Annotated in this window: 9 protein-coding genes; 4 read left to right on the top strand and 5 right to left on the bottom strand. The window is 62.8% G+C overall.

Annotation, left to right across the window (positions count from 1 at the left end; genetic code table 11):
- Window positions 1-256 precede the first annotated feature (256 nt).
- From FHX14_RS01375 to FHX14_RS01365, 3 genes are all read left to right on the top strand, one after another.
- A complete protein-coding gene (locus FHX14_RS01375) occupies window positions 257-1,165 on the top strand; it encodes a flagellin (RefSeq protein ID WP_183697258.1) in 909 nt (302 codons plus the stop codon).
- Window positions 1,166-1,365: 200 nt separating this feature from the next.
- Entirely contained in the window at window positions 1,366-2,904 is a 1,539-nt protein-coding gene (locus tag FHX14_RS01370) for a DHA2 family efflux MFS transporter permease subunit (protein ID WP_184375610.1), read from the top strand.
- Window positions 2,905-3,005: 101 nt separating this feature from the next.
- Window positions 3,006-6,308, top strand: coding sequence for a cellobiose phosphorylase (locus tag FHX14_RS01365; RefSeq protein WP_184375599.1), 3,303 nt, complete (start codon window positions 3,006-3,008; stop codon window positions 6,306-6,308).
- A gap of 3 nt (window positions 6,309-6,311) precedes the next feature.
- Here FHX14_RS01365 and FHX14_RS01360 read toward each other — a convergent pair whose 3' ends face one another.
- The 5 genes from FHX14_RS01360 to FHX14_RS01340 form a co-directional block, all read right to left on the bottom strand.
- Complete coding sequence (locus FHX14_RS01360; protein ID WP_184375596.1) at window positions 6,312-7,058, bottom strand: FadR/GntR family transcriptional regulator; 747 nt, start codon at window positions 7,056-7,058, stop codon at window positions 6,312-6,314.
- A gap of 178 nt (window positions 7,059-7,236) precedes the next feature.
- Complete coding sequence (kduD, locus tag FHX14_RS01355) at window positions 7,237-8,001, bottom strand: 2-dehydro-3-deoxy-D-gluconate 5-dehydrogenase KduD (protein WP_348649221.1); 765 nt, start codon at window positions 7,999-8,001, stop codon at window positions 7,237-7,239.
- Window positions 7,998-8,834, bottom strand: coding sequence for a 5-dehydro-4-deoxy-D-glucuronate isomerase (gene kduI / locus FHX14_RS01350; RefSeq protein WP_003594834.1), 837 nt, complete (start codon window positions 8,832-8,834; stop codon window positions 7,998-8,000). Before kduI ends, kduD begins: the two co-directional genes overlap by 4 nt.
- Before the next feature lie 593 nt (window positions 8,835-9,427).
- Complete coding sequence (locus FHX14_RS01345) at window positions 9,428-9,574, bottom strand: DUF1127 domain-containing protein (protein WP_003594835.1); 147 nt, start codon at window positions 9,572-9,574, stop codon at window positions 9,428-9,430.
- 186 nt (window positions 9,575-9,760) lie between these two features.
- Window positions 9,761-10,741 carry a 3'-5' exonuclease gene (locus tag FHX14_RS01340; protein WP_037074336.1) on the bottom strand — a complete coding sequence of 327 codons (981 nt, stop codon included), beginning with the start codon at window positions 10,739-10,741 and terminating at the stop codon, window positions 9,761-9,763.
- A gap of 115 nt (window positions 10,742-10,856) precedes the next feature.
- Between FHX14_RS01340 and FHX14_RS01335 the strand changes: the two genes are divergently transcribed.
- A complete protein-coding gene (locus FHX14_RS01335) occupies window positions 10,857-12,125 on the top strand; it encodes an FAD-dependent oxidoreductase (RefSeq protein ID WP_184375590.1) in 1,269 nt (422 codons plus the stop codon).
- Window positions 12,126-12,134 lie beyond the last annotated feature (9 nt).

Below are 12,134 nucleotides of genomic sequence, written 5' to 3'. Positions count from 1 at the left end.
ATTGCCAATCCAAATTTTTCCGGGCGGCATCTGCAGCCGTTTTCGGCAGCCGTCGGCAGGTGCGATTTCATGGTGAACAAAAAAATAAGGGCGGGGCTCGCCGCGTTAACCATTAAGGTACTTTTAAGTACGATAATTAATCCAACGATGGCGAATTGATCGGAACCTCCAGGTCGATAAGCATGAGGCTGCTCGCCACGGCCGGGATGTTTCCCCGGGTTTCAACATATTCAACCTCCGAAACAGGCGAACTTCGATGACGAGCATCAATACCAACAATTCCGCGATGTCTGCCCTTCAGACGCTGCGCAGCATCAATTCCAATCTCGAAACGACACAGAACAGCGTCTCCACCGGCTACCGTGTCGATACTGCATCCGACAATGCCGCCTACTGGTCGATCGCGACCACGATGCGCTCCGACAACAAGGCGCTCTCGGCAGTCTCCGACGCGCTCGGCCTCGGCGCGGCGAAGGTCGATACCGCCTACACGGCAATGGACAGCGCGATCGACGTCGTCGACGAGATCAAAGCCAAGCTGGTGGCGGCGACCGAAGACGGTGTCGACAAATCAAAGGTCCAGGAAGAAATCGGCCAGCTGCAGGAGCAGCTGATGAGCATTGCCCAGTCGGCGTCGTTCTCGGGCGAGAACTGGGTCGCCGGCGCCGACGGCACGAAGAACGTCGTATCGTCCTTCGTTCGCGACGGTTCCGGCGCCGTTTCCGTCAAGATGACGGACTACGTTCTGGATACCAGCTCCGCCGGCAACGTGCTGTTCGGCATGAACGGCGGCTCGATCGAAACCTCGACGGGTATCCTTGGAACGGCGGATGCAAACGGCGATTCCGTCTACTCGCTCGACATTACCAACTTTACCACCGGTCAGATCCAGTCGGCGCTGTCGACCGTCGAATCCGCGCTTTCGGCAATGACCTCGGCCGGTGCGCAACTGGGTTCGATCTCGACGCGCATCGATCTGCAGGAAGATTTTGTCGGTGCGCTGTCGGATTCGATCGACTCAGGTGTCGGCCGGCTGGTCGATGCCGACATGGAGGAGGAATCGAGCAAACTGTCCGCCTTGCAGACACAACAGCAGCTGGCGATCCAGTCGCTGTCGATCGCCAATTCCTCGTCCCAGAACATCCTGTCGCTCTTCCGCGGCTAATCGCAATCGCCGACGCAAAGGGAGCCGGGCTAATAAAACGCCCGGTTCACATCCGCCGATCAATCGATCGAGCCTGGCCTTCCCGGTCGGGCTCGATCGCATTTGGGACCCCTCTTGCCTTGACATGTCGATCGTCTCCACAGCAAACATGGTCGATCTTCTCAACCGGGGCAGAAATGCCGCGCGCGCGGGACCATCGTATGGAACGAGTTGAGCCTGCCCACCCCGATGCAAGGCCCGCCATCGTCTGGCTCGGCTTCCTCGCCATGTGCATCGGCATGTTCATGGCGATCCTCGACGTTCAGGTGGTGGCGACGTCGCTGCCGACCATCCAGTCGGCGCTTGGCATCGATCCCGATCAAATGAGCTGGATACAGACGGCCTATCTGATCGCCGAGGTGGTCGCGATCCCGCTCACCGGCCTGCTGACGCGGCTTCTGACCATGCGGTGGCTGTTCGTTGTCGCCATCGGCCTGTTCGTGACGGCTTCCGCCGGTTGCGCGGCCAGCAGCAGCTTCGGCGAGCTGGTCGCCTGGCGGGTGCTGCAGGGTTTTTCCGGCGGAACCCTGATCCCCTCGGTGTTTTCGGCTGTCTTCATCCTGTTCCCGAACGAGCGGCAGGCGCTGGCGACGACGATTGCCGGCGTGCTGGCGGTGCTGGCGCCGACGGTCGGGCCGATCGTCGGCGGGTGGCTGACCGAGACCTATTCCTGGCATTGGCTGTTCCTGATCAACATCGTTCCGGGGATAGCCTCGGCAATCCTGGCGGCATTCTTCCTGCCGCGGCAGCCGGCCGACCCGTCCGAACTCAGGCATCTCGACGGCCTGTCGCTTCTTCTAATGGCAACTGCGCTGACGACGCTGGAACTCAGCCTGAAGGAGGCGCCGACCAGCGGCTGGACCTCGACCTATGTGCTGAGCCTGCTGGCGATCTGTCTTGTCTCGGGCGGTGTATTCATCGCTCGCACGCTGCGTCGGGACCGGCCGATTGTCGATCTCGGCAATTTCGCCGATCGCAATTTTCTCGTCGGCTCGACCTTAAGCTTCGTGCTCGGCATCGGCCTGTTCGGCTCGGTCTATCTGATGCCGGTGTTTCTCGCTTTCGTCAGAGGCCACGACGCGCTTGAGATCGGCACAACGATGCTGGTGACCGGCATCGCCCAGCTGGTGACGGCGCCGATCGCGGTCGCGCTGGAGAAGCGCATGGATGCGCGGCTGCTGTCGGCCGCCGGTTTCGCGCTGTTTGCGATCGGCGTTGGCATGAGCGCGTTTCAGGATCCGCGTTCGGATTACGATGCGATGTTCTGGCCGCAGATCGTGCGCGGCGTCGCCATCATGTTCTGCCTGCTGCCGCCGACGCGGCTGGCGCTTGGCACGCTTCCGGCCGATCGCATTCCCGATGCGAGCGGGCTTTTCAACCTGATGCGCAATCTCGGCGGCGCCATCGGCATCGCGCTGATCGACACCATCATCTACACGCGCTCCGAGCCGCTGGGCCAAGGCCTCTGGGCGCGTCTGCAGGCCGGCGACATCGATGCCGCCACGTTCGTCGGCGCACCTCTTCAGGCCATATCGGGCCACAATGGGGAATTCGATGCGGATACGACGGCGCTGCTCGATCCGCTGGTCCAGACCGCGGCCAGCGTCCAGGCGATCAACGAAGCCTGGATGGTCGTCGCCATCCTCACCGGCTGCGCCCTGCTCTGCGTGCCCTCCGCCAGGCGGCCGGCGTCAACGTGACACATGGCGATATGTTGCCGATCGGTCGGCCGCCGGTAAGATTTCTCTCAATCTTTTTGCGTCATGCTTCGATTCCCCTCTGATCAATCGACGAGATCTCAATGGCCCCGAACCTTGACCGCAGCTTTCAAATGCCCCGACGCGACGATCTCGGCCTCTTCACGATCAGCAACGGCTCCGGCCTGACGATATCGACGCTGCCGAACGGCACGCTGTTTGCCATCGAATATGCCGACGACAAGGGGTCGGTGCAGATCAATCAGATCCAAGGTTCGCCGCTCATCGGCGGCATCGGCCGCCTTTATCTGCGCATCGGCGGCGCTCGGCCTGATGTCGTCGAGATTGTCGGGCCGCGTGCCAATGGCAGCTTCGGATACGATGCGACGAGCTTCTCTTGGAACGGCAAGGCAGGCGATATCGCCTATGACGTCCGGCTCGAACTCCATCCCTCCGAAACGACATGGTTCTGGCGCGCCTCGCTCAGGCATCTGAAGGAGAAAACCCTGCCGGCGGATCTGGTGCTGATCCAGGATGTCGGCCTCGGCGATCGCGGCTTCCTGATGAACAGCGAAGCCTATGCCTCGCAATATGTCGATCACCATATCGCCGATCATCCGGCATTCGGACCCGTGGTGATGAACCGGCAAAATCTCAAACAGGGCGGCGCCCGCAGTCCCTGGCTCGCTCAGGGCTGCCTCGACGGGACTGCCGCCTATGCCACGGATGCGATCCAGCTGGTGCAGGCAAAAGACCGCCTCGGCGATCGGCTGGTCGGCCCGTTCGGCGCCAGCCTGCCGAGCGAACGGCGGCAGCAGGAAACGGCCTGCCCGGCCATTCAATCGAAACCGCTCGCCATTTCCGCAAGCGGTGCTGGTGCGACTTTCTTTGCGGTGTTTGCCGCCGATCATCCCGAGGCGTCGAGTGACGCCGATCTTGCGCGGCTCGACGGGCTTGCAGCTGCGGAAAGCGTTGCCACTCGCCTCGAAACGGTGACGCCGGTTCGCAGCCTGTTGCAGGATGCGTCGCTGTTGGAGGTCGAATCGCTCGACAAAAAAGCGATCGGCCGGCTTTATCCCGAGCGGAGCCTGGAAGAGCGCGCCGGCGGGAAGCTGCTGTCGTTCTTCACGCCGGACGGCGTCCTGAACCGCCATGTCGTCCTGCGCGAGAAGGAGCTTTTGGTGGCGCGCCGTCACGGCGCGATTGTCCGAAGCGGCAATAATATGCTGCTCGATGATTCCACTCTTGCCGCCACCTGCTGGATGCAGGGCATTTTCGCCGCGCAGCTGACGATCGGCAATACCTCGTTCCACAAGCTCTTTTCCGTTTCCCGCGACCCCTACAACCTGACGCGCGCCAGCGGGCTGCGCATCCTGGCGTATCTTGGTGCCGGCTGGCAGCTGCTGGCGGTGCCGTCGGCGTTCGAAATGGGGCTCAACGACTGCCGCTGGATCTACCAATGTTCGGAACGCACGATCACCGTTGCGGCGGTCGCCTCCGGCGAGGATGCGGCCATGCAATGGACCGTCTCCGTTGAGGGCAAGCCGTGCCGCTTCCTGGTGTTCGGGCATGTCGTTCTCGGTGAGCGTGAATATGACGCGGGCGGGCAGATCGCAATCGATGCCGCACGCAAACGCATCGCCTTCCGGCCCGATCCGGCCTGGCTCTGGGGCGAGCGTTATCCCGGTGCCGGCTATTGGCTGGTGAGTTCGACGCCCGATGCCATCGAGGAGATCGGCGGCGACGAACTGCTCTATGCCGATGGCATTGCACGCAACGGCGCCTTCGTCGGTCTGCGCTCCCGGCCGACGCAGGCCCTCTCATTCGCCGTAGTCGGCTCGATGACGAATGCTGAAGAAGCCGAGCGGCTGGCGCAACGCTACGAGGCTGGTGTCACCGATGCAGCCATGCTGGCGCCGGCCTCGAAATTCTGGCGGAACGCCGTTCGTGGTTTGACGATCGGTAGCCCTTCGCCGGATCTTGCCGCGCAGACGACGCTGCTGCCCTGGCTCGCGCATGACGCCATCGTGCATTTGAGCGTGCCGCACGGCCTCGAGCAATATACCGGTGCCGCCTGGGGCACACGCGACGCCTGCCAGGGGCCGATCGAATTCCTGCTCGCCTATGAGCATGACCGCGAAGCCAAAGAGGTGGTGAAAACGGTCTTTAGCGAGCAGTACCTTGAGAAAGGCGACTGGCCGCAATGGTTCATGCTGGAGCCCTATGCCAACATAAGAGCGGGCGACAGCCATGGCGACGTTATCGTCTGGCCGCTGAAGGCGCTCTGCGACTATATCGAAGCGACCGGCGATCTCGCCATTTTCGACGAGAAGGTCTCCTGGCGCGATGAAAAGACCATGCAGAAGGCGCCGAAGGTCGACAGCATCGCGGTCCATGTCGACAAGCTGCTCGATACCGTCCGCGGCCAGTTCATCCCGGGAACGCATCTGATCCGTTATGGCGAGGGGGACTGGAACGATTCCCTGCAACCGGCCGATCCGCATCTGCGCGACTGGATGGTCAGCAGCTGGACCGTCGCCCTGCTTTACGAGCAGATCGTCCGCTATTCCGCGATCCTGCGCCGTCTCGGCCACGGGAAAAAGGCCAGAAATAACAAGGCAAAATCGCTGAGGAAAATCGCAACGGCGATGCGGCGGGATTTCAACCGCCATCTCGTGCGGGACGGCATCGTGGCCGGCTACGGTATCTTCGATCCCGCCCATGACGGCGTCGAATTGCTGCTGCACCCGAGCGACAGTCGCACCGGCCTCTCCTACTCGCTGATCGCGATGACGCAGGCGATGCTCGGCGGGCTGTTTTCGCCGGATCAGCGACGCGCTCATATGAAGCTGATCGAAGAGCATCTGCTCTTCCCAGACGGCGTGCGGCTGATGGAGAAGCCGGCGACCTATGCCGGAGGACCCGAGACGCTGTTTCGCCGGGCCGAATCCTCCTCCTTCGTCGGCCGCGAGATCGGGCTGATGTATGTGCATGCGCATCTTCGCTATTGCGAGACGCTCGCTTTGGACGCCGAGGTGGACGAACTCTGGAAGGCGATTTCGCTCGTCAATCCCATCGCCGTCACCACGGCCCTGCCGCAGGCGTCGTTGCGCCAGCGCAATACCTATTTCAGCAGCAGCGACGCGGCCTTCCATGATCGCTATCAGGCGGCGGCGCAATGGGCGCGCGTCAAGGCCGGAAAGGTCGCGGTCGACGGCGGCTGGCGCATCTATTCGAGCGGGCCCGGGCTCTATGCCAGGAGCTTCGTCGAAAATATCCTCGGCTTCAAACGACGCTTCGGCCGGCGCAGACGCAAGCCGCTTCTTCCCGCGGTTCACGCTTCCGTCGAGCTGCAGACGGATCACGCCGCCTGGCGGCGGCTGATGAAACCGAAGCCCGACGCGTAATATTCACGACGAGGCGTTGGCGTCGCGCAGTTCTTCGAAGCGGGCGGCACTCTTCGACAGGTGAGTTCGAATGGCGCGGCGGGCAGCGGCCTCTTCGCCGTCGCGGATCGCCGCGAATATGGCATGGTGTTCCCGGCGCATGCGCGCCGCATGGCGCTTACGCTCGGCCGCCGTCATTTTGTCCAGGCGGGCCCATTGCCGCGGCACCATGAGGTCGCCGAACGTATCGAAGAGGCGGCCGTAATAGGAATTCTGCGTCGCGACCAGGATAGACCTGTGGAAGGCGTAGTCCTCCTGCGCGCCGTATCCGCCCTCCTCCAGCGCCTTGTCGAGCGCATCGAGCCGATCCTGCATGCGGTCGAGATCCTCAGGTGTGCGCCGCAGCGCAGCAAGTCCGGCGGCTTCGTATTCGACCCCCATGCGCAGTTCCAGCACGCGCAGGATCTCGTCGATCGACTGCAGGTCGTTGGGAATGATCGAGAAGGATCGCGGGTTGGGATCGTTCGAAACAAAAGCTCCAAGCCCCTGCCGCGTGGTGATCAGGCCCTTGGCGCGCAGCGTGGCGAGCGCCTCGCGGACGATTGTCCGGCTGACGCCGGTCGTCCTCATGATCGCTTGTTCGGTCGGCAGGCGCTGGCCAGGCTTCAGGTCGCCGGATTCGATCTGCGCCATCAGCGTATCGGCAAGGCCGCTGCGCAGGTTCGGCGGCTGGCGAATGGTGTTGAAGACCGCGTTGTCTCTGTCCGTCATCCTGTGTCGATCCTGCCCCCGATGCGGCTCTGCCGGCCTCATGTCCTTTTGCTAACGCATGCCGGCAGGAAAGGCAAAAAGACCTCGATTACGGCAGCTCTATGCGACAGCACCGCGCGTCTCTTCAGACGCGCGGCCCTTAGTACTTTGAATTATGCAGTCATCGTTCGGGGGCGGATCATCGCGCCAGCCAGCCGCCATCGACGGGCAGAACCGTTCCATGCACATAATCGGAGGCCGGCGATGCCAGGAACACGGCAGCCCCTCCAAGTTCGGCTGGCGTTCCCCAGCGCCCGGCCGGAATGCGGGCAAGGATGGCGGCGTTGCGGTCGGCATCTTCGCGCAGCGCCGTGGTATTGTTGGTGACGAAGTAACCGGGCGCGATGGCGTTGACGTTGACGCCCTTGCCGGCCCATTCGCAGGCAAGCAGCTTGGTCAGACCGGCAAGCCCGCTTTTCGAGGCGGTATAGGACGGGATGCGGATACCGCCCTGGAAGGAGAGCAGCGAGGCGATGTTGATGATCTTGCCCCTGCCCTTGTCGACCATGTGGCGGCCGGCCGCCTGCGACAGGAAAAAGGCCGTCTTCAGGTTGACGTCGATCACCGCGTCCCAGTCTTCTTCGGTGAAGTCGAGCGCATCGGCCCGGCGGATGATGCCGGCATTGTTGACGAGGATGTCGAGGCCGCCGAAGGTCTGGATGGCTTCAGCGACGATGCCCTTGACCGGCTCGATGGTGCCGAGGTCGGCCTTGACGACATGAAAGCGGCTTCCCGCCTGCTTCACCAGCGCTTCGGTTTCCTCCATCGAGGAGCGCCCGACGGCGACGATCGAGGCGCCGGCCTCGGCCAGCGCCGCCGCGATGGCCTGGCCGATGCCGGTATTGGCGCCGGTGACGACGGCGGTCCTGCCTGTGAGGTTGAAGGGGTTTGCCACCACGCTCACCTCAGATCCGCAATGGCGATGTGATCCATGTCGGTGAAGCTCTTATTGTCGCCGGCCATCGCCCAGATGAAGCTGTAGTTCTTGGTGCCGGCACCGGAATGGATCGACCAGGGCGGCGAGATGACCGCTTGTTCGTTGGCGACAAGCATATGCCGGGTCTGCTGCGGCTCGCCCATGAAGTGGAAGACACGCTGCTCGGCTTCGAGATCGAAATAAAGATAGGCTTCCATGCGGCGATCATGCGTATGGGCCGGCATGGTGTTCCAGACGCTGCCCGGCTCGATCATGGTGAAGCCGAGGGTGAGCTGGCAGGACTGGCAGACCTCAGGGTGGATGAACTGGTAGATCGATCGCTTGTTGGCCGTTGCCGCGTCGCCGGGCGTCAGGTGGCGGGCCTTTTCGCGGGTGAGCAGCACGGTCGGATGTGCTTGATGCGCCGGCGTCGAGACCAGATAGAACTTTGCTGGATTGGCGGCATCCACGCTTTCGAACCGCACGTCCTTGGCGCCCTTGCCGGCATAGAGGCAATCATACTTGGCAAGATCATAGCTGGTGCCGTCGACGACGATGCGGCCGGCGCCACCGACGTTGAGCGCGCCGAGCTCACGCTCGGCAAGGAAGGTTTCCTGGCCGACCGCCGTCGGCGCCGTCAGCGCCAGCCCGTCGGCCAGCGGCGTCGCGCCGCCGATGACCATGCGGTCGTAATGGGAATAAGTCAGCCGGATCTCGCCGCCCGCAAAAACGGTTTCCACCAGAAAGTGACGCCGCAGCGTCTCCGTGTCGTATTCGCGCACGGCCTCGGGATGGGAGGCGTGCCTCACGTCGATCTGCATGTCAAATTCCTTCAGTTTCGTTGTCGTCAAGCGTCGTTGCTCCAGCGAGGCCGGATCCGTTTGTCGATCCGTTTCGCTCGGCAATGAACCGAATGGTTACATAGTTGTACGACAAATTCGAAGTCAATATGTTTCTGCAGCACTGGCCCGCAGCGGGCGGCCATCGCCGGAATCGGGAGCAAAATCAGCGGTAAGCGGGAAAAGTCTTCAGCGCCGGGCGACGGGTCGCTCGCTGCGGTTTTCGGCACGATCGGTCAAAAACGAAAAAGCCTGCCGCGGGAGGAGGTGCGGCAGGCTTTCTAAAAAACCGAACGACAGCTGGGAGGAGGAGTGCTGCCGTTCCCGCAGACGACCCTGGGAGGAGGATGGGGCGCCTGCTCGAAGGGATGCGGTGCATCGCTTCGATAGAAATAATCATACTTATTTCTTGCTCAGTTGGTAGGCATTTCTTTGCAGGGCAGCTATGCGCTATGCGAAAAGCAGGTGGCTCAAATCACCATGATCCCGTCACGCCGGAAGCACAAAAGCAAAGCGCCCGCTTCGGAGAAAGCAGGCGCTGGCCAAGTCTTTAAAAGTGCTTGTTGTGCAGGCCGTTAGCGGGCGATGGCAGCGCGAGCGACGTTACGGATATCGCCGCGGCCGATGCCGAGGTCGTCCAGTTCGCGCGCAGACATACGGCCCAGTTCAGCGACCGTCTGACGGTACTTGCGCCAGTTATTGAAAGAGCGTGCTACGTTCATGATGATCCCCTTTCCGTGGGCTTTCGAAGCCTAGCTGCCAGTCCTTGGCGCTTCGTTCGCTTCGATGAGTGGTATATAGTATGAGCCGATCGATTGTTGCAGCGCCAATGCATCACTGCACCTATGCGGCGTTTGCATGGGTCGTCGGATTGAGGGTGTTCCGGTAGGATACGAACCGCTTCGCGGTCAGAGTTTGAAGCGATCGAAGGCCGTCAGCCGCACGGTCGGCGGATCCGCGTCTCGCCACCGGTAGATGTCCGAGCGCAGATAGGAAAGCTCGTCACCGAGATCGTCTTCTCCGACTTCGATCCACCAGGACTTCAGGCGTCCGTCGCTGCCATCCGACCAGCGATAACCCCTCGCCTTCAGATGGTCCTTCATCTCGAAGGGGCTGTGTTCGGCAAAGATGCGGATGCGCGAGCGCTGGCTGGCGCGGTAAAGCTCGGCGAACGGGCTTTCACCGTCGCCCTGCTCCCGATCGAGGATTTCCAGCAGGGCGTGGCAGTCGTCCACCGCGCGATGACCGTCATGGAAATAACCGGCCTGGCCGACGAGATAGCCGAGCTTGGTGCCCTCAAAGCCGCGGGCGCTCCAGTCGATCTCCGACACCGAACAGGCCCAGGCCTTGCAGGCGAAGATCGCCGAGAAGGCTTCGCAGAACGGCCGGTCGAAACCGGCATTGTGGGCGATGATCAGATCCGCCGGTTCGATCAGGGCGCTCAGCGACCTCATATCGATGACCTGGCCTTCGACCATCGCATCGGTAATCCCCGTCAGCCGGGTAATTTCGGGCGGAATGGGCCGCGACGGCTGCTGCAGGCCGCCATAGATGCCGACGATATCGCCGATCCCGCCGTCATCGTCGAATGTGAAGGCGACGGCGCCGATTTCGATGATCTCATCGCTGCGGTGGTTGAGACCGGTCGTTTCCGTATCGAGAATGACGCCAAGCCGCGAAAACTCCGGCCGTCTGGCCGTTGCAATCGGCCGGGCGGTCAGTTTCCGGAGGATGCGGTAGTTGCCGCTCTCTTCAAGCGTGCGCGCCATGTCTTCATCGGAATGGCCGGCCGGCTGCGATGGCGGCCGGCGTGATGGAGCGCGCGCCCTGGCCGTCGCCGTTGACGGCTTGGCAAACATATCGAGTTGCGAATCTCTCTGCACGCTCATCGACCCTGTATGTCACGCAAACGCGGTTTAATCCATCGCGCGCGGCGCTATCCCCAGCCCTTGCCTTTCGTGGACATGCAAGCTTAGCTGAGCGCGAGCAGCGAAAGGAAAAGCCATGCCCGGTGACAACGGCACGAGTGTCGAACAGGACGTCGTCATCATCGGCGCCGGGGCCGCCGGCATTGCCGCTGCCCGTCGCCTGCAGGCAATTCGTCCCGATATTTCGATCCTGCTGCTGGAAGCCGGCGACCGTCTCGGCGGCAGAGCCTGGACGGTCGGGCTGCCGGGAGCCGCCGACATCGCGCTCGACCTCGGCTGCGGCTGGCTGCATGGGGCGCGGACCAATGCCTGGACCGGCATTGCCGACGAGGTCGGATTGACGGTCGACCGCACGCCGGCGCCCTGGAACGGCGGGCGGCGGCTGCAGCGCGACGATGCGGAGATCCATGCCGCACAGGAAGCAATCGGCGCCTATTTCGAACGCCTGGAGAGCCATGAAGGCGATGACACCGATCTGGCCGAAATGCTCGAACCCGGCAATGCCTGGAATGGCCAGATCCGGGCGATCGGCACCTATATCACCGGTGCCGAACTGGAGTGCTCGTCGGTCGTCGACTACACCAGATATGATCCCGGCCCCGGCCCGGACTGGCGGGTGCGTGAGGGCTATGGAACCTTGATCTCGCGTTACGGCAAGCCGGTCCCGGCAAAGCTTGGCGTCGAGGTCACGCGCATCGACTACCGCCCTGCCGGCCGTATCGATATTGAGACGAACCAGGGTGGGCTCAGGGCTCGTGCGGTGCTGGTGACCGTTTCGACGAATGTGCTTGCCGCCGAAACGATCGCCTTCGACCCGCCATTGCCCGAGAAGATCGAGGCAGCGTCCCGTTTGCCGCTCGGGCTCGCCGACAAGCTCTTCCTCAGGCTGGCAAATCGGGAGGCGCTGCCGGCCGATACCCATATGCTCGGTTCCACCAGTCGCGGCGCGACCGGCACCTATCAGCTCCGGCCACTCGGCGCTGCCGTCGTCGAAGCCTATTTTGCCGGCAACCTCGCCCATGATCTGGAGCGGGAGGGCAGAGACGCCGCCTTCGCCTTCGCCGCCGATGAACTGGCGGCGGAATTCGGCGCCGATATCCGCAAGGAATTGTCGGTTGCGGCGATCTCGGCCTGGGCCGCTGCACCCCATATCGGCGGCTCCTATTCTTATGCCGAGCCTGGCGCCTCGGATCTCCGCGCGGTCCTCGCCGCACCGCATGACCAGCGGATCTTCTTTGCCGGCGAAGCCTGTTCGCGCGCGCGCTATTCGACGGCGCATGGCGCCTACGAGACCGGTGTCGCTGCCGCCGATCTGATCGCCGGCTCGTTTTCGAAAGAAGCGTAAGTCGCCGGC

The organism is Rhizobium sp. BK619 (assembly GCF_014195245.1).
Lineage (GTDB): Bacteria > Pseudomonadota > Alphaproteobacteria > Rhizobiales > Rhizobiaceae > Rhizobium > Rhizobium acidisoli.
This window is presented reverse-complemented; position numbering and strand designations above follow the sequence as displayed.

What these genes read in the sequence shown, in the direction of transcription:
- FHX14_RS01345 (WP_003594835.1), bottom strand. Translation starts at nt 9,574, where the DNA reads ATGAACGTAGCACGCTCTTTCAATAACTGGCGCAAGTACCGTCAGACG.
- FHX14_RS01340 (WP_037074336.1), bottom strand. Translation starts at nt 10,741, where the DNA reads ATGAGCGTGCAGAGAGATTCGCAACTCGATATGTTTGCCAAGCCGTCA.
- FHX14_RS01360 (WP_184375596.1), bottom strand. Translation starts at nt 7,058, where the DNA reads ATGACGGACAGAGACAACGCGGTCTTCAACACCATTCGCCAGCCGCCG.
- FHX14_RS01365 (WP_184375599.1), top strand. Translation starts at nt 3,006, where the DNA reads ATGGCCCCGAACCTTGACCGCAGCTTTCAAATGCCCCGACGCGACGAT.
- FHX14_RS01370 (WP_184375610.1), top strand. Translation starts at nt 1,366, where the DNA reads ATGGAACGAGTTGAGCCTGCCCACCCCGATGCAAGGCCCGCCATCGTC.
- FHX14_RS01375 (WP_183697258.1), top strand. Translation starts at nt 257, where the DNA reads ATGACGAGCATCAATACCAACAATTCCGCGATGTCTGCCCTTCAGACG.
- kduI (WP_003594834.1), bottom strand. Translation starts at nt 8,834, where the DNA reads ATGCAGATCGACGTGAGGCACGCCTCCCATCCCGAGGCCGTGCGCGAA.
- FHX14_RS01335 (WP_184375590.1), top strand. Translation starts at nt 10,857, where the DNA reads ATGCCCGGTGACAACGGCACGAGTGTCGAACAGGACGTCGTCATCATC.